General features: G+C 52.9%; 16 protein-coding genes and 1 pseudogene. 10 read left to right on the forward strand and 7 right to left on the reverse strand.

Features of this window, described 5'->3' with window-relative positions; all coding sequences use genetic code 11:
- Window positions 1-55: 55 nt before the first annotated feature.
- Window positions 56-1,726, forward strand: coding sequence for an iron uptake porin (locus ACP5D4_RS00700; protein WP_428009690.1), 1,671 nt, complete (start codon window positions 56-58; stop codon window positions 1,724-1,726).
- 60 nt (window positions 1,727-1,786) lie between these two features.
- Window positions 1,787-2,203, forward strand: a complete 417-nt coding sequence (locus tag ACP5D4_RS00705; protein WP_428009691.1) for a hypothetical protein — start codon at window positions 1,787-1,789, stop codon at window positions 2,201-2,203.
- Window positions 2,204-2,358: 155 nt separating this feature from the next.
- Here ACP5D4_RS00705 and hetL read toward each other — a convergent pair whose 3' ends face one another.
- From hetL to ACP5D4_RS00720, 3 genes are all read right to left on the reverse strand, one after another.
- Window positions 2,359-3,072 (reverse strand): heterocyst differentiation pentapeptide repeat protein HetL, encoded by a 714-nt coding sequence (gene hetL, locus ACP5D4_RS00710; RefSeq protein ID WP_428009692.1) that lies wholly within the window; start codon window positions 3,070-3,072, stop codon window positions 2,359-2,361.
- A 17-nt stretch (window positions 3,073-3,089) separates the two neighbouring features.
- The gene (locus ACP5D4_RS00715) at window positions 3,090-4,238 is read right to left on the reverse strand and encodes an NAD(P)H-dependent flavin oxidoreductase (RefSeq protein ID WP_428009693.1); all 1,149 of its coding nucleotides are present in this window, start codon (window positions 4,236-4,238) and stop codon (window positions 3,090-3,092) included.
- A 184-nt stretch (window positions 4,239-4,422) separates the two neighbouring features.
- Window positions 4,423-4,752 (reverse strand): rhodanese-like domain-containing protein, encoded by a 330-nt coding sequence (locus tag ACP5D4_RS00720; RefSeq protein WP_428009694.1) that lies wholly within the window; start codon window positions 4,750-4,752, stop codon window positions 4,423-4,425.
- A gap of 309 nt (window positions 4,753-5,061) precedes the next feature.
- On the opposite strand from ACP5D4_RS00720, the gene ACP5D4_RS00725 reads away from it, so the two are divergent.
- The 3 genes from ACP5D4_RS00725 to ACP5D4_RS00735 are packed head-to-tail and all read left to right on the forward strand — an operon-like array spanning window position 5,062 to window position 7,958.
- Window positions 5,062-6,507 (forward strand): NupC/NupG family nucleoside CNT transporter, encoded by a 1,446-nt coding sequence (locus ACP5D4_RS00725; RefSeq protein WP_428009695.1) that lies wholly within the window; start codon window positions 5,062-5,064, stop codon window positions 6,505-6,507.
- Window positions 6,508-6,528: 21 nt separating this feature from the next.
- A complete protein-coding gene (locus ACP5D4_RS00730; protein ID WP_428009696.1) occupies window positions 6,529-7,284 on the forward strand; it encodes a hypothetical protein in 756 nt (251 codons plus the stop codon).
- Between the two features lie 26 nt (window positions 7,285-7,310).
- Window positions 7,311-7,958, forward strand: coding sequence for a DUF938 domain-containing protein (locus ACP5D4_RS00735; protein ID WP_428009697.1), 648 nt, complete (start codon window positions 7,311-7,313; stop codon window positions 7,956-7,958).
- A gap of 510 nt (window positions 7,959-8,468) precedes the next feature.
- Here the strand turns inward: ACP5D4_RS00735 and ACP5D4_RS00740 are convergent.
- The 3 genes from ACP5D4_RS00740 to ACP5D4_RS00750 all read right to left on the reverse strand — a co-directional run bounded on the left by ACP5D4_RS00740 (window position 8,469) and on the right by ACP5D4_RS00750 (window position 13,854).
- Window positions 8,469-10,295 carry a response regulator gene (locus tag ACP5D4_RS00740; protein ID WP_428009698.1) on the reverse strand — a complete coding sequence of 609 codons (1,827 nt, stop codon included), beginning with the start codon at window positions 10,293-10,295 and terminating at the stop codon, window positions 8,469-8,471.
- A gap of 137 nt (window positions 10,296-10,432) precedes the next feature.
- Window positions 10,433-13,183 (reverse strand): UPF0182 family protein, encoded by a 2,751-nt coding sequence (locus ACP5D4_RS00745; protein WP_428009699.1) that lies wholly within the window; start codon window positions 13,181-13,183, stop codon window positions 10,433-10,435.
- Window positions 13,184-13,593: 410 nt separating this feature from the next.
- Window positions 13,594-13,854, reverse strand: coding sequence for a hypothetical protein (locus tag ACP5D4_RS00750; protein ID WP_428009700.1), 261 nt, complete (start codon window positions 13,852-13,854; stop codon window positions 13,594-13,596).
- A 129-nt stretch (window positions 13,855-13,983) separates the two neighbouring features.
- Here ACP5D4_RS00750 and ACP5D4_RS00755 point away from each other — a divergent pair, with 129 nt between their 5' ends.
- From ACP5D4_RS00755 to ACP5D4_RS00770, 4 genes are all read left to right on the forward strand, one after another.
- Window positions 13,984-14,244 (forward strand): ParB N-terminal domain-containing protein, encoded by a 261-nt coding sequence (locus ACP5D4_RS00755; RefSeq protein WP_428009701.1) that lies wholly within the window; start codon window positions 13,984-13,986, stop codon window positions 14,242-14,244.
- A gap of 61 nt (window positions 14,245-14,305) precedes the next feature.
- Window positions 14,306-14,788: a Dps family protein gene (locus ACP5D4_RS00760; protein ID WP_428009702.1), complete on the forward strand. Its 483-nt coding sequence runs from the start codon at window positions 14,306-14,308 to the stop codon at window positions 14,786-14,788.
- Window positions 14,789-14,858: 70 nt separating this feature from the next.
- Window positions 14,859-15,512 carry a helix-turn-helix domain-containing protein gene (locus ACP5D4_RS00765; RefSeq protein WP_428009703.1) on the forward strand — a complete coding sequence of 218 codons (654 nt, stop codon included), beginning with the start codon at window positions 14,859-14,861 and terminating at the stop codon, window positions 15,510-15,512.
- Window positions 15,513-15,612: 100 nt separating this feature from the next.
- Window positions 15,613-16,068, forward strand: a complete 456-nt coding sequence (locus ACP5D4_RS00770; protein WP_428009704.1) for a DUF2214 family protein — start codon at window positions 15,613-15,615, stop codon at window positions 16,066-16,068.
- 152 nt (window positions 16,069-16,220) lie between these two features.
- Here ACP5D4_RS00770 and ACP5D4_RS00775 read toward each other — a convergent pair.
- Window positions 16,221-16,502 (reverse strand): annotated as a pseudogene (locus tag ACP5D4_RS00775) (RNA-guided endonuclease TnpB family protein); the annotation flags it as partial.
- A gap of 374 nt (window positions 16,503-16,876) precedes the next feature.
- On the opposite strand from ACP5D4_RS00775, the gene ACP5D4_RS00780 reads away from it, so the two are divergent.
- The gene (locus ACP5D4_RS00780; RefSeq protein ID WP_428009705.1) at window positions 16,877-17,137 is read left to right on the forward strand and encodes a hypothetical protein; all 261 of its coding nucleotides are present in this window, start codon (window positions 16,877-16,879) and stop codon (window positions 17,135-17,137) included.
- The last annotated feature ends 4 nt before the right edge of the window (window positions 17,138-17,141 follow it).

Below are 17,141 nucleotides of genomic sequence, written 5' to 3' on the forward strand. Positions count from 1 at the left end.
TGTTTGTCGAAGCGTCTGCTTTCGTCCGTGGTGGCTTGTGGGGAGAATCGATCGAATGTTGAAATGTCTGGTATTGAGTTTAACCACTGTTTTTGTTGCCCTGTCGCCCGTTGAGGCGGCATCTCTTTCTAAAATTCGATCGTCGCCCCCTTCAAGTTCTCCCGTCTCAAATTCTCCCGTCTCGAAATTTCACACCTCGAAATCTGCCACATCGCTGGGTATTCCATCGGTCCACTCGGCGATCGAATCGGCGACGGAAGCCCCTGTTACCGGAACGACGCCCGTGCGTACCGCCCAAGTTACTTCGGTGTCGCAACTGTCGGACGTAGAACCGACAGATTGGGCATATCAGGCGTTGCAGTCTCTTATCGAACGATACGGCTGCGTGGCAGGGGTGCCCAACGGGACGTTTCAAGGCGATCGAGCGTTGACGCGATACGAGTTCGCGGCGGGGTTGAACGCCTGTCTCGATCGCTTTTCAGACCTCGCCCCCAGCCTCGACCCGGAAGAATGGGCGACGATTCGACGACTGCAAGAGGAATTTCGCGAAGAACTCTCGGCGTTGCGCGGCCGCATCGATACCCTAGACCCTCGAATCACGACCTTAGAAGACCAACAATTTTCCCCTACCCTGGTCATGGGAGGGGAATCGATTTTCGCCCTTTCCTCGGGATTTGGCGGCGAACCCCCTGGAGAGGGCGTCACCAATACGGTTTTTACCCATCTCAGCCGATTGGGGTTTGTGGGGTCGTTTACAGGGCGCGATCGACTGCGGTTTGAATTCCAAGCGGCCAATTTCAGCGATCGCGGCTTCGCCAACCCCGTCGGTTTCAACTCCGATATGGCACTGTTGTCCTATCAAGGCAACACCAACAACACCGTCGAACTCAGCAAACTGGAATATCGCTTCGCCAGCTTCAGCGATCGCGTTGTCTTCACAGTGCGTCCTGTCGGCTTCAGCCTCAGTAGCGTCCTCACCGCCAACTCCCCCTATTTCGACGCCGGACGGGGTTCGATTTCCCGTTTCACCGAAGCCAGTCCCGCTTTCAAACTCGGTCGCCTCGAGTCTGGCGTCGGCTTCGACTGGCTGGTGACAGATACTGTGCGGTTGCAAGGGGCTTACGGCGTGCGGGACGCCGACAATCCCCGAGAAGGACGAGGAGTTTTCAACAGCGAACATTCAGCGGCGGGGGTGCAGTTACTCCTGAAACCCGCCCGAAACTTACTGGCTGGGGTCTCTTATATCAACGCCTATTCTGCCAACGGCCGCCTCGATACCTTCACGGGAAGTTTCATCGCCGACACCAACTCCTTTATCGACGAACCCGCGCAAATCGACACCATCAGCGGCACGTTACAATGGCGCTTAGCGCGGGATTTAACCTTTTCCACCTGGGGCGCGTGGTTCTTTACGGATTCTCTCGAATCCGAGGCGCGATCGACCACCTCCACCTATTTATTCGCCCTGGGCTATTCCGATCCTTTCGGGAACGACGGCGATTTACTGGCGTTTCTCTTCGGTCAACCGCCGAAATTGGTAGACGGAGAAAATCTGGTTTTCGGAGAAGATGAAGATACCTCACTCCACTTCGAACTGTTCTATCGCTGGCGTCTGACCGATCGCATTTCCATCACGCCGGGGGTGTTCGTCGTTACGAATCCCGAACACAACTCCGACAGCGAGACGTTAGTGGTGGGAACCATTCGCACGACGTTCCGTTTTTAACCATTTTTTCAATCTCCTCTCCCTGTCCTCTGTCTCTGGTATGGTAAACCTCTCAAACCCATGTCGAACTCATCGAAACTCAAATTCTCCCTTGGGCTGGCGATCGTCGGATCTCTCGTATTCAGCAGCCACCTGAGAGTCCCTGTTAACGCCCAAACCTCAGACGATCCTTGTCGAGGTCCGAACCCCGATCCCGAACTCTGTCCGCCGCCCCAGCGAGAGCGGTTGCGCCCCACCTTTTCCGAAGAAGAGAGTCGAGGCTTTGAGGAACGGGGCTTTTCCGACAGTTTTCTCGGCGACGCCCTCAACGGGATTTCCGATCCGTTGGGAAGCGGAACGGTTGGTGGCGGACAATTGGAAAACGAGGGATTTCGCGATTTATCTCCGGTCGATCGCGGCTTTATTCCCGCCTTCGATCCCACGGACGTCATTATCCCCATTCCCGCCATCACCGACTCCGACTGTTGCAGCGATTGAGTTCTGTCATTTGGAGACATTTTCCCGTTCCCGGTTCCCCGTTCCCGGTTCCCCGTTCCCTCAAAGACTCAATCTCATACAACATAGCCGCGTTGCGGACAACGCGGCTACAAAAAACCCATCTTAAACAGTAATTTGAGAAGTGATTTGAGAAATTACTTGGCGCTCCATCCTTCGGGGAGTATTGCACCTGTCAAATCGGCGCGATCGAACACCGTTCGAGTTAAATCCGCCTCCCGCAAATCCGCATTTTTCAAAATCGCGCCGCTCAAATCTGCATAACTGAGATCCGCACCGCGAAGGTTGGCGTGACTCAAATCCGTCGGGAGGGCGTCCGTTCCCGCTTCCGCGCTGAGATTGGCGCGACAAAGTTTCGCGCGTTCTAGGTTCGCCCCCTCGAGAATCGCCTCGTTGAGATGAGCGTAACTCAAATCCGCTTCCCGTAAATTCGCCTCCCGTAACGTGGTGCGTTGGTCCGCGGTCGATCGCAAATCCGCTTCGATTAACAACGCCCGTTCCAGGACGGCGCGGCTGAAATCAGCGCCGCTGAGAATCGCTTTGATGAGATTGGCGCGTTCCAAACGAGTCCCCACTAAATGAGCGCCGCTGAGGTCCGCATCTCGCAACAGCGCCCCGTATAAATCGGCGTCCGTAAAATCCGTTCCCCACAAAATCGACTCACTGAGGTCTGCTTCGCGGAAGTTGCTGTGGGGAAAATGACTGCGACCGAGTCGCGCTTGGCGAAAGTCAGCTCGCTCGAAGCTACTGCGACCGAAATCGGCGCTGAGAAGTTCGCACTCTTGTAAATTAACGCGATCGAACGCGCGATCGCCGCGCTCGTAACGTTGGAGAAGTTCGTCAACGTCCATCTAACACCTCTTGAAACTCAGCGTCGGGCCTCCTCACAGTCTAACGGACGGGTGAGTTCGGCAACGAGATCGGCAACGGACACGAGGGCGGTGGCGCGTCCGGCGTTGCTGCCCGAGAAGATTAAACCGTTCTCCAGATTACCACGGGAGGCGTTATCCAAGGCTTGCAAAATACAGTAGGTTTCGCCTTTTTCCCGACATTTACAGGCTTTCAGACAGTTAGCGACGCAACGTTGGCGCTGAGGTAAAGTTCCCTCAATGGCGCGGCGGGCGAAGTCGTTGGCGATGGCGCGGCCGGGCAATCCCACGGGAGAGGGCACCAACACTACGTCTTCGGGACGGGCTTTCAAATGTGCTTCTTTATACCGAACATCGGCGTCGCACTCTTGGGTCGTGATGAAGCGAGTCCCCATTTGTACGCCGCTGGCGCCGAGGCGGAAGAATCGATCGATATCTGAGCGATCCCACACGCCGCCAGCCGAAATGACTGGAATATCTTCGTTTAAATCGGTTTTAATATACTCGACTAATTCCGGAACTACGTATTCCGTATCCAGTTTTTCATCGTTGAGTTCTTCGGCGGACGCCCCCAGGTGTCCCCCAGCGGTGCGGGGGTTTTCCACGATAAAGGCGTCGGGAACGCGACCTTGACGCTTCCACTTGCGATAGATGAGTTTGGCGGCTCGGGTACTGGAAACGATAGGCGCCAGAGCCACATCGGGATAGTCTTGCGTGAGGCTGGGCAGCGTCATCGGCAGTCCCGCCCCGGCCACGATGAGGTTCGCCCCATGTTCGGCGGCGGTTTTGGCTAACGTATCGAAGTCTCGCGCCGCTACCATAATATTGACGCCGATAATGCCGTCGGGACTGATGCTGCGGGCTTTGGTCAGTTCGTCAATCAAGGCCAGTCGGTTGGCCTCGAAAAAGTCGCCTTTGCGGGTTTGTGCGTCGAAATAGGGAGAGTTGAAGCCCAAGCCGACGGCGGAAATAATACCGATACCTCCGGCGTTGGCTACCGCACCGGCCAGGTTCGCGCCGGAAATTCGCACGCCCATCCCCCCTTGAACGATGGGAACTCGGGCGGTGTATTTACCGATTTGCAACGGGGGAAGCGTCGATGTGGCGGGGGGACGGCTGCCGTTGAGGGAAGGGGTTACAGATACCATAGTTCGATCCGTCTCGCTGAAAGAATGAGGGGGCAGGGGAGAGGGGGGAGCAGGGGAGAGGGAGACCAGGGGAGATCGTGATAATTTCTCATGACCTCATCACCTCATCATCTCATCATCTCATCAATCTCATCAATCTCATCACGGGTGACTGAAATACGCTTGATTCTCCCCTGTTGGCGGTTTAAAGTCCGGCTTTGAGACCGTATCCGGCCCGTTGCCAGGCCATGCAGCCCCCTTGCAGGTTATATACTTTTTGATAGCCTTTTTGAACCAGGACGTTGGCGACGCTTTGGCTTCGCATTCCTGAGAGGCAGGTGACGGCGATGGGCTGGTCTTTGGGAATGTCTTTTAAGATACGGGCGAGGCTCATGCGCTTGGCGCCGGGAACGTGGCCGAACATATATTCGATGATGCCGCGAATGTCGACCACTTCGAGTTGGTCTTGGCGAGCCTCCAGTTGGGCGGGGCTGAGATATTTGAGTTTGGGGGCGTTCTTGGTTCGTTTGCTCATAATCTGTTCTGTCGGTCTTATCGATTCTCTTCGGTTGGTTAGTGTCTATTATAACTAGATACTCATCCTTTTATATATCGTATCGCTAAAAACGGAGCCGTCAAGTGGGGTCGATCGCATCGAGATTGCATCAAATCGGGTCGATCGCGTACTGAGATCGACCCTTTTTAAGGTAAGGTCTTGTTGGAGTAACCTGGTTTGCAACGTATTTCAATCGCGACTGGGCGTCGCACCACGGTCGGATATAGCGGCATCTCCGTGAAATCCTGTTGAATTTCGTGGTTTGAACCCAGAATTCCGGAGAACTATATGAGCGCACTCAACATCTTGTCTGCCCTGGGACTTGTCGGTTTGTGTTTTATTGCGTGGCTCGGTTCGGAAAACCGTCGTATCGTTTCGTGGAATACGATCTTCTGGGGAATCGGGCTTCAGTTAATCGTGGGTGCGATCGTTTTTGGTATTGGCAGTAACGTGGTCGTTTGGATTAACGACTTGCTCAATGTCGTTCTCGACGCCTCCGAAGCGGGGGCGCGATTTTTATTTGGGGGCGGAAATTCGGCGTTCGTCCCCGATCCCAGTCGACTCGTCGGTCCGGGAGAGCCGGGACGCTGGCTCGTTCGCACGGTGGGCGCTCCTTACGTGAACGTTCCGGGCGATCGACTCGGACCGGACAACCTCAACCCCGGCTTTATTCTGGCGTTTCGATCGCTGCCGCAGGTGATCTTCTTCTCAGGATTAGTCAGCCTGCTGTATCGCCTCAACATCATTCAACCGATCGTGGCGCTGTTTGCCAAAATCTTCCAGCGCACGATGAAAATTAGCGGGGCGGAATCCCTCTCGGGGGCGGCGAACATTTTCGTAGGGATCGAATCGGCCATCGCCGTCAAACCTTTTCTACCCGAGATGAGCCGCAGCGAACTCTGTGCCATTCTCGCCAGTTGCTTCGGCTCCATTGCGTCGTCCGTTCTCGCTCTCTACGCCGGATTGCTACGTCCGACGTTCCCCAACATCACCGGCCACCTCGTCTCAGCCTCGATTATGACGATTCCGGCCTGTTTCGTCCTGGCCAAACTGCTGGTTCCGGAAACGACCACCCCCAAAACCTTCGGTCACATCCCCGAAGACCCGGAAGAAGAGGGACAGAAAAAACTCAATCCCGTCGATAGCCTCATTGTGGGGGCGTTAGATGGGGTAAAAATGGCGGTGGGTATCGCGGCGGTGATTATCGCCATTTTGGGCTTAGTCGCTCTGTTCAACGCCCTGTTTGAAGGGTTGAGCCAACTTCCGGGTTGGGCGGGGGTCGTTTTTCAATACGTCACGTTACAAAACATTTTGGGGGCGCTGTTTCTCCCCTTAACCTTTTTAACGGGGGTTGCGCTGCCGATTCCCTTTACTGATGGGTTTCAGGAAAACTGGCAGGTGCTTTGGGATTCTTCGGTCATTATCGGACGGCGACTGTTTGAGACCAATATTCCGCCTTACAACACTTTGGCGCAACTGGCTCGCACGGGAGAAATTACCCCCCGCGCCATGCTCGTCGTGAGTTATGTTTTGTGCGGCTTTACTCACTTCGCGTCTTATGGAATTTTCGTCGGCGGACTCTCGGCGTTGGTGCCTTCCCGCCGTTCGGATGTTTCGGCGTTGGGCTTTAAGGCGCTGTGGGCGGGAACGCTGGCGACGCTGATGACGGGGTGTATTGCCGGACTGTTCTTTACGGGAAATACCGATACGATTTTGGGCATTCCGACGCCGTAATGGGAGAGGAGAAACATCACCATGAAACGACATTTAACTTGGTTTTTGGCTTTGGCCCTGTTGGCGGCGACTGTGGTGGCGTGGGTTGGAAGTCCGATGAAAAACTCGGTGGCGGTGGCGTCCGATGGCGGAGGAGAACTCCGTTTGGCTGCGGTGGGAAACCCTCTGGCGCAAACGCCCCCTCAACTGCCCGATCCTCCGGTGGTTCCGACGTCGAACGAAGCGCAGTCGCCGACGCCCAAACCGCAGGAACCGCCTTCGGAAGCGCCGGCTGAGTTTGAATTGGAAGAAATTTCGCCGCCGGAGGAAATGAATACGGCTGGGTTGGCTCTGGCGGAAGGTTCTTATTCTCAGCCGGGTCAGTTCCAAATTGGTACGATCGAGGGGTTTAGTTTGACGAGGATGGCGGGAATTCCTCTGTTCGAGTCGGGCGATCGCACGTTGGCCTATACTGTCGTGACGAAGCAACGGGTGAATCCTCGCGCTCTGGCTCCGGACGAACTGGCTCAAATGGCCATCGAAACCCTCGATCGCGGGGAAGGCTTTCAACCGGGAAGCGTCACGTCCACGGCACCGGATACGATTGAGATGAACTGGACGGCGGAGATTGGCGGAAAACCCCTCACAGGAAAAACTCTGGCGCGTCAGGTCGATCGACAAGTTTTCTTGTTGTTGGTGTCGGCCACGGAAGAGAGTGTCGATCGGGTCGATGGCGCGATCGCTCTGTTATCGAAGACGCTGCAAGCGGCACCGGCACCCGAAACTCAAGAAATGTAACAGGTAAGGAACAAAACGGCAGTTTTATGGTAAATGAAAACCTTCGGGACGATCGCCAGTTTGCCCCACCGACGCAACGAAACCGCGAACCGATTTTAACGGTATTGCGCCGGGTGTTACCGGAGTCGGGAACGGTGTTAGAAGTGGCCAGCGGCACGGGGGAACACGCGGCGTTTTTCGCTCCTCGACTGAAACCCCGTCTGTGGTTGCCCTCGGATTGCAATCCCCTACATCTCGATAGTATTGCGGCGTGGCGGGATTATGTTGGTGTCCAAACTCTGCTGTCTCCCGTGCATCTGGACGCAACGGCCGATCGATGGTCGATCAAACGGACGCCACCGCCGCAGTTGCAGGATTCTCCGATTTCGGCGATCGTCTGTATTAATATGATTCACATTGCCCCCTGGTCGGCGGGATTGGGTTTGCTGGCGGGGGCGGGTCGCATTTTACCCGCAGGCGGACTGTTGTATCTCTACGGACCGTTTAAGGAAGGGGGACGCCACACCGCCCCCAGTAACGAAGCCTTCGATGCTATGTTGCGCGATCGCGATCCTGCCTGGGGCGTGCGAGATTTGGAAACGGTTATTGAGGTGGCGGACTCGGAAGGCTTAACTTGGCTCGAAACCATCGACATGCCGGCCAACAATCGATCGATTCTCTTTCGTAAAACCTAACTCGGACAACGCCAAACATTTACCACATAAAAGCAAATTTGTCAACAACAGAATCGATAAAACGATAAAAAAACAGCAGTTTTTCCGCTCGTCGCAAGAACTTCTCTGTGTCCTCTGTGTCTCTGTGGTGAAAAATTGCTGATATCAGAAAAAATCGAGTCTGACAAAAAAATTGACATTTTTGAGATGCACCCCACTCGATCGCCGAACTATCTCCCCAAAAATCTCTAAAAAAACGGTCAGCTTGCAGCGAGCTGACCCGTTTAAAACCAACCAAAACCAATCACGTTGTATGTGATAGCCGTGAGGAAACTCAATAACAGCGCGTTCCCGCACCTTGCGGGTTCAACCTTTCTGTTAAATCCTTCACGCTGGTTAAATTGTAACAAACATCACTGAATTTTTGTTATAAAACTTCAAGATTTCATGAAATTTGCGTAAAGTTTCCGTATCCTATTTGCAGAACCGGAGGGGACGAGATTTCTTCCGGGTTCCCAAGGCTGCGCCACCTCAGCGCGAATACTGCTGCCACAATTTCCCGATTCGGCGTTGGAGGGTTTGACGTTCCAAGCGATTGAGAATCCGCGCGATCAGTTCCGGTTCGACAAGGGGTTTTTGGATAAAATCATCAGCACCGGCGACGAACACTTGACGCACCGTCTCGGAATCGCGATGGGCTGACAACACCAAAACCGGTAAATCGTACCATTGGGGGTCGTTGCGAACCACCTGACAGAGTTCGATCCCGCTGACATCGGGCATGACGACATCTAACAACAGTAAATCCGGTTGGGTACGGTTGAGAACTTCCCAAAACTGACAGGAATCGTCGAGGAGAACCAGATGAAAGCCCCAAGGTTCCAATAAAGTCTGGATGGCGTCGAGAAGTTCGCTGTCGTCGTCTACCACCAGGATTTTACTGCTGGGGGTGGACGCGGGTTTGGCGAGTTGACTGACGGTTTCGATCGCCTGTTGGGGCGAAACGGGTTTAGCCAGGAAGCCGCAACCGCCCAAGCGGGCGACTTTGACGCGATCGATCAAACTTTCCCGTCCGGTTAACACCACTACGGGAACGGGGGGACAGCGGTGGGTGAGTTGCGCCAACACCTCGAAGCCGCCGCCGTCGGAATCCGGTAAGTTGAAATCTACTAAGGCTAAGTCGGGGGTTTGTTTCGACACTTTCGCCTCGGCGTCGGCGAAGCTATGGGCGAGTTCGACGGTCATTCCCCGTTCTCTGGCGACGGTGGCGATCGATTCGGCGAAGGCGACATCTGCATCGACGACAAACAGATGGGTTTTGGGGGATTCTGATGCTGTCGCTTTGGCGATCGAGTTAGAGTTGAGGTTCGAGTTCGATCGATCGATCGGTAAATCCAAGGCTTGGCGGAGTTCTCTCAAACCGTCGCGCAACTGTAGCGGATTGGGGGTTTCGGCTTTCAACCCTCCTTCGAGTTGTCGGGAAATCTGCGAAGCGCGATCGAACCCGAAACTTCCCAAAGACCCCGCTAGAGTGTGGGTTTCTGCTAAGGCGCTTTTTAACTGTTCGGAACCGAGGGCGTTGCTTTGTAACGCGGCGATGGCCGATTCGACGATGGCGATACGATCGAGATACTTGGCTTTGTTCCGTTCCCACACCGCCGCCAGGGGATTGGGGGGCGTCGGTTCCGGTTCTCGCAGGCGATATCCCAAACCATACACAGTTTCGATGACATCGACTCCGCCCACTTTCTTGAGTTTTTGGCGCAAGTTGGTAATCTGACGGCGCACGGCGTTTTCAGAAGGCGGGTCGTCGAAAGTCCACAAGCGATCGAGAAGCGCACTTTGACTGAAAATCCGTTCCGGCGATCGCAAAAACACCTCCAAAAGTTCGTATTCCTTCGCCGTCAACTTCAACTCGCAACCGTCGTAAGTAATCCGACAGGCTTGGGGGTCGAGGCGCAACAACCCCCATTCCACCCTCGGAAGCAACGCATCTTTTCCCCGCCGCAGCAACGCCCGAATTCGCGCCAGCAACTCTTCGATATCGAAAGGTTTGACGAGATAATCGTCCGCCCCGGCGTCTAATCCCTTAACACGCTGCGGACTCGCATCGTGGGCGGTCATCAGTAAAATCGGCGTGCGATCGCCGCGATCGCGCCGACGGCGACAGAAGGTCAACCCATCGAGGTCGGGAACGCGCCAATCGAGAAGCATCAAATCGTAAGTACAGGTTTCGGCGAACACCCACCCGGTTTGTCCGTCGGTGGCTAAATCGACCACGTAATGTTGGCGACTTAACGCTTCGCCAATTCCTTCTGCAAAGGCTTCATCGTCATCAACTAACAAGATTTTAACCATTGATACTTGATAATTGATAATTAAAACTTGAATTTTGGGGGATTGGGTTTCATCTCTCTGGCTTGAATTTTTCGGGCTATCAATTTTCCGGCTTGCTGAAAAAGGTAAGGAGCCGGTGTTAAATCGATGGTTTCGACCTATTGATTGAGTTGTTGTAACAGATTTCCCAACTCTCGTTGGTAACGACCGTAACTCGACCAATCTCCATTTCGTAACGCTTCTTGCGCCTGGTTGTACGCTTCTTGCGCCTGTTGCGCCAGTTGAGAAAATTGCGGCGTCGCGCCTGTTGGAGGCGCTGTAGTTTCTGGCGGCGTTTCGGCTTGTTCTCCAAAAATGGCGTTTAAGGCTTCTTCTAACGTCGGTTCCATGACGATTTGGTTGTCGTAAGCCACCACGACGCGCTTGAGTTCCGGTAATTCGCCCCGTTCGGCGCGTAAATACACGGGTTCGACGTACAATAAGGATCGATCGATGGGAATCACTAACAAATCGCCGCGAATCACCCGCGAGCCTTCCTGACTCCACAAACTGAACTGTTGGGAAATCGTCGGGTTTTGGTCGATTCTCGCCTCGATTTGACTCGGACCGTAGACGAGTTTTTGTTTGGGGAAATCGTAGATTAGGAGTCGTCCGTAATTCTCGCCGTCCGATCGACCTGCCATCCAAGCGATGGTATTGTCTTTATTGACCGGCGTAAACGGTAAAATCAATACGAACTCTTCCCGATCTTCCTCAGGGAGTCGCATGATAATATAATAAGGTTCGACGGTTTCTTGATTGCCTTCGTAAATCTCCGTGGGAAAGCGCCAGAGGTCTTCGCGGTTGTAGAAGACTTCGGGATTGTCCATGTGATAGGACAAATACATTTGTGCTTGAATCGAAAACAAGTCTAAGGGATAGCGGAAGTGCGCCGCTACCGTTTCGGGAACTTGCGATCGATCCACGAACAAATCGGGAAAAATATTGCGATACGTCTGCAATACCGGATCGGATTCTTCTACGACGTAAAATTTCATCGTTCCGTCGTAGGCGTCGATGGCAATTTTAACGGAGTTGCGAAGATAGTTGACTTCTCCGGCGACGATATTTCTCAAGTTCTGTTGACTCAAGAAACTGGCGGCGTTATCGCTGCGAGCTACAGGTTTAGAATAGGGATATCGATCGCTAGTCGTATATCCTTCCACAATCCACTGAAGTTTTCCGTCGATGAGGGTAATGTAGGGGTCGCCATCGAACCGTAAAAACGGCGCGACGGTGCGGATTCGATCGAGAATCTGACGGTGGTAGTGAATGCGAGAGTTTTGGTTGAAATAGCCGGAAATGAGAATTTTCAGACTGCTGCGATCGAACGCATAGGCGAGTTTTCGCCCGAAGCTTCCCATGGGAACGCCGCCCTTCCCGTCGTAATTATTAAAAGCATTTTCTTCCCCTCGAGGATAGTCGAATTCCTGAGTTGTCGTTCCCGTAAAAATATAATTGTTCGTCTCTTCCCCGTAATAAATTCGCGGCTGTTCCACCTCCAGAGAAATATTAGACACTGGCGGAATATCTTGAATGAAAAATTCCGGTAAACCGTCGGAGGTGACTCGATTCACGGGACTCATCACTAACCCGTAACCGTGGGTGTATTTCAGCCGTTGGTTGACCCAAGTTTTCGCCTGTTGGGGAACTTGCGCGTAAGACAGTTCTCGAGGGGATAACATCACTTGACGGTAGCCGAGATCCTCAAGGTTATATCGATCGAGATCGACATCCAAAAAGCGATAGTACAGCCGAATTTCTTGCAATTGGCGATAGGTACTCAACAGAGGACGATAATCCCACAGGCGAATATTATCGATGGTGGATTCGTTGGCGTCTAACGCCGCGCGATCGAGGCTGGCTTCTACAGGATAATCGAACCGTTCGACACTATCTAATCCATAGGCTTGTCGCGTCGCTTCAATATTGTTCGCCACATAGGGCTTTTCCTTAGCCAGTTCGTTCGGTTCCACCACGAAAGCTTGAATCGCCCAAGGATAAATTCCCCCAACGACAATCCAGGCGATAAAAGCAATTCCTACGCCAAACAAAGGCAGAGCAAAACTATGTTGCCACAACGCCGCCACGCACAACACCGCCAAGGCGATCGTGGCGAAACTCATGACCCCGTAAGCGGGAAGTCTGGCGTGAATATCGGTATATCCTGCCCCAAAAACGACGCCTTCGTTGGAATACAACAGTTCGTACCGTTGCAACCAGAACCCCACCGCCAGCAACACCGCCACAATCGCCAGTAAGGAACTCAAATGAACCCGCACCCCGCCAGACACGACATGCGTCCACCCCCGTCCGAGACCGATTTCCCCTTTAAAAGCGTAAACAGCGACGGCGGCGGCTAAACTGATAACGGCGATCGACAACAAGCCGTTTTGTAACACTTCGTAAAACGGCAAGTCGAACAGGTAAAAACTCAAGTCTTGCTTGAAGATCGCATCCGTCGTTCCGAACTCCCTGGCGTTGAGAAATTTGAGGATGGTTTCCCACGCCGACGACGCCGCCGACGCCACCGACAGCGACACGAAGAACGTGACGAATCCGGCGATGGCGTTGGGGATTTGCTTGGCGTAAGGACTCCAAGTGCTACTTTCAGCCAGGGCGCGAAACAGCCGATATCGCGTGACGTACATGGCAATGCGGTAGTTCGCCCACAAAATCGCCCCACAGCCGACAAATCCCACCACCCAGGCAAGAATTTGCCACTGTATGCGCGTCCAGAACACTTGAGACAAGCCGACAGAATCGAACCACCAGGATTCAGTCAGCAGGTGGATGAGGCTTCCCGACACCATCAATCCCAGGAGGACGAGAACGGCGATCGAGACGAGAAGTTTGTGGTGGGATTTCACGATTGGGGATTTTTTAGCTCCTTCTCGATCTTAATTGAGAATTGAGAGATCGATACTCGTTTCGCCAACAAAGATGTTAAAGTAATCCTTAAATTTAGAGGGGAATTGACAAATCGCAGTTATTGTAAGAACAATATTGACCCGCTTTTTAAAAAACCGTTTTAACAAACTTAAAAATCCGTAGATTGGGTGAAGCGATCGCGAAACCTAACGCCCCGTCAAAATATCGAAGAAAAAAATAGAGACCCAAAAATAGAGACCCAAAAGATCCCCGGCATATTCTAAGATGCCGGGGATATAGCCAAATTAATAAATCCTCTGTGTCTTTGCAGTAAAAAACCACCCCATCACCGCATCAATTGCCCCAAAAAATACTCGTAAAACCCATCCAAATCCACATTTTCAAACACTTAAATTGGACGACCTCCCGGTTTAGCGATCGTGCGTCCCTGACTCGGTCCCTCGGTGATGATATCCACCTCGTACTCTCGCAACTCGTACAAATCCGGTCGTCCGAGATACGCCGTCGCCAGAACGTCCCAAAAATAGCAGTCCGCTGGTGTGATGACAACGCCCAGCAGTTCAAAGTTTTCCATCGTCATCAACAGCAGTGTCGAGAGATAGTCGTCAATTCCGCCGTCGCTATCGTGGAGAACTAGAGTTTGAGACATAGCCAGGATCGGGAAAACAAGGGAGACCCACATCATCCCATCATCTCATCATCCCCTCATCCCAATCTCTATATTGACAACTCATAATCGTTATGACTACAATCAAGTCAGCAACCGTTCGAGGATGTCATGAGAATCGAAGATATCCCCATCGACAAAATTCGCCGTCCTCTCCCTCGGGGAAACGACCCCGAGAAAGTCAAAGCATTAATGGCGTCGATCGCGGAAATCGGACTGCAAGAACCCATCGACGTGCTAGAGGTAGAGGGAAAATACTACGGATTTTCCGGCTGTCACCGCTACGAAGCCTGTCAGCGCCTCGGACAGGAGACGATTCGTTGTCGAGTGCGACGAGCGCCGAAAGCAGTTCTAAAGATGCACTTAGCTTAAGCGCGTTTCGCCAAACTGTGCTTTACAGTCAAAACATCACTACTTAACGAAGGAGATCGTTATGCAAACCATGCCAATTAACACGGGAATCGACGACCCAACCCGTGCCAAAATTGCCGAAGGATTGTCGCGCCTGCTGGCGGATACCTACAGCCTGTATCTGAAAACCCACAACTTCCACTGGAACGTTACCGGGCCGATGTTCCAAACGCTGCATCTGATGTTCGAGCAGCAATATACAGAACTCTCGACGGCGGTAGACGAAATCGCCGAACGGATTCGCGCTTTGGGATATCCCGCACCGGGAACCTATAGCGAATACGCCAAACTGACTTCGATTGAAGAACCCGACGGCGTTCCTCACGCTAAAGACATGATTCGCCAGTTGGTACAGGGTCAAGAAACAGTGGTTCGCACGGCGCGGGAAGTGTTCCCCCTGGCGGACGAGGCGAACGACGAACCCACGGCGGACTTACTGACGCAACGGATGCAGATTCACGAGAAAACGGCGTGGATGCTGCGAAGTCTGCTGGAAGAAGAGTAAGGGTTGGTGCGGATCGATCGAAACGAGCGTGGTAGAATCCAACGCTGAAGCCGCCTGCTAGTTGCGATCGATGACTGATTCCACCGAATCGAGAGACTACACCGACGTTCTCCGTCAACTGATGGGGAACGTCGGTATTTCCAGTTTTGCGGAACTTCGTCGTCTGGCGGGGGTGTCGAACTGGCAACTTCGCCAAGTGCGGCGGGGCAATTTCGAGAAAATGCGTTTAGAGAACCTGCTGAAGTTGTGTGCGGCGTTGCAGGTGTCGGTGACGGAGTTTTTAGCGGCGTTTGGCGTGGTGGAGTCGTCGCCGCCAGTGGAATCGTCGGCGGAGGCGGAGAGGCTGCGACAGGAGTACGATCGACTCAAAGGGGAGTTCGATCGCGCTCGAGATACCTTTGCTGATGAATTCCAACGGGAAAGCCTCGACATTCTCGAATCCTTTTTAACCTATTGGCACGCCGCCGCTCATGCTGTGGAAAACAATCCTCAGTTTGCAGCGAAAAACCTGTTACCGCTCGTCAAACCGATCGAACATTTGTTACAGCGATGGGATGTCGAACCCATCGGCAGAATTGCCGAAGAAGTGACATACGATCCCCAATTGCACCAGTTAGCCAAGGGAACGGCGCAACCGGGCGATCGCGTGAAGATTACTCATTTGGGGTATCGACATGGCGATCGATTGTTTTTGCGGGCAAAGGTCAAGGCGATCGTGTTATAATCCGCCCTTGGACAAGCAACAATATAACTATCGAGTTTTCATCAGAGGATTCGATCGCAACTTGTCTCAGGTTTCCAACAATTAGCTTCAACAAATAACCATGTGGAACAGTGCTGTTACGGCATACTTGCACTATCTCGGATTTATGCTGGCAGTGGGTGCGCTCGTCGTGGAAAGCTTCACGTTAAAAGAGCGTCCCACGCTACAAGAATCGCAAAAAATCGTTATTGCTGACGTGGTTTATGGAATGTCAGCTTTAATGGTGTTGATTACGGGAGTTTTGCGCGTTCTCTACTTCGGAAAAGGCACGGAGTATTACACGAGCAATCCCGTATTTTGGATAAAAGTTGGCATTTTTCTTTTCGTCGGAACGCTGTCGTTATATCCCACAATTACGTTTATTTTGTGGGCGAAAGATTGGCAGCAGGGCGCAGCCCCAGTATTGACGGCGGCAAAAACGCGCTTGCTTTCTTCTATGATTAAAGTGGAAATCGTTGGCTTTCTGCTGATTCCTTTGTTTGCGGCGATGATGGCGCGAGGGATGCGCTTGTTTTAAAGTTGTTTGAATGTAAGATTCTGAAAGATTCCCGGCCTCTCCAAGATGCCGGGAATCTAGCTTTTTAAGTGGGTTGGATAGACGGAAGGAAACCACCACCCCAGCCGTTTAACCAAAGAGCTTTTTAAAAAATAGGTCTTCGCGAATGGGGCCGAACGCTTTAACCGCCATGGCTCCCAGGAGGCTTCCAGTTTTCGGATGACTTGTTGAAGAACCATCGCGTTGACAGTCTTTAATCGGGAGTATTCAGCTTTGGCCGCAGTCAGGGACTTGCACTGCCGCGCATAGCTGGGAAATGGTGCATCCGCTGGCCAGATAAATTCCTGTACGATGGAACAGGCATTCACGGGCGACTTTCGGGAATTTAGCCAATCCTTACGTTCCCACAGAGCCAAATTCCAGACCTGGCGGCACAGATCCAAAATCTGTTCGATGGCTCAAACCTGCTCCGCCGTTGGCTCTAGCTTGAATTCTCACGTCAGGTTTAGCATGAAACTCTCCTAGCTTGGGAAATAAATACCTGTGTCTTAGGCTTAAGCGAACGACTCCCTCCCGTCGCTTCACCACCCCCCAAGCCCTCGGTTATGGGCGGAACACTGCGACGGATCTTGGTAGAGAGAACGACTCGCGGGAATTTGCCCTGCGGTGGCGATCGCCGGGGTTGAAGGGGGGGGTGTTATCTTTCGATCGAAAGACTTTTGCCAATTGGCAATTAGAACAAACGACAGATGAAACCCCAGGATTCTCGGCGTTAAGTTGAAAGTGAAGGTCAAACTTCACGCTCAACCCATCACACGGAGGTTCATTAATGCAATCCTTCACCGAACGCTTAACCGTTAATCCCGGCGATCGCATTGCGGACGAGTCGCAAAACGTCAAAGAAAAAGCCCAACAAGTGGCTGTCGATACCGTTGATGTGTTCAGCCGCCTCGTCGTTCCCACGTATTTTGTTATCGACACCCCAGAGGGCGAACAAAAAGCCCTGCACCACGTCAGAGATGCTGAAGAAATCTCCGACGTCATCCGACAAGCCAGAACTGATGAGTCTGGAAATCGGCTCTGGTGGTAGAGGT

It is taken from the genome of Baaleninema sp., from assembly GCF_049974805.1.
In the GTDB taxonomy this organism is placed as follows: domain Bacteria; phylum Cyanobacteriota; class Cyanobacteriia; order Cyanobacteriales; family Geitlerinemataceae; genus Baaleninema.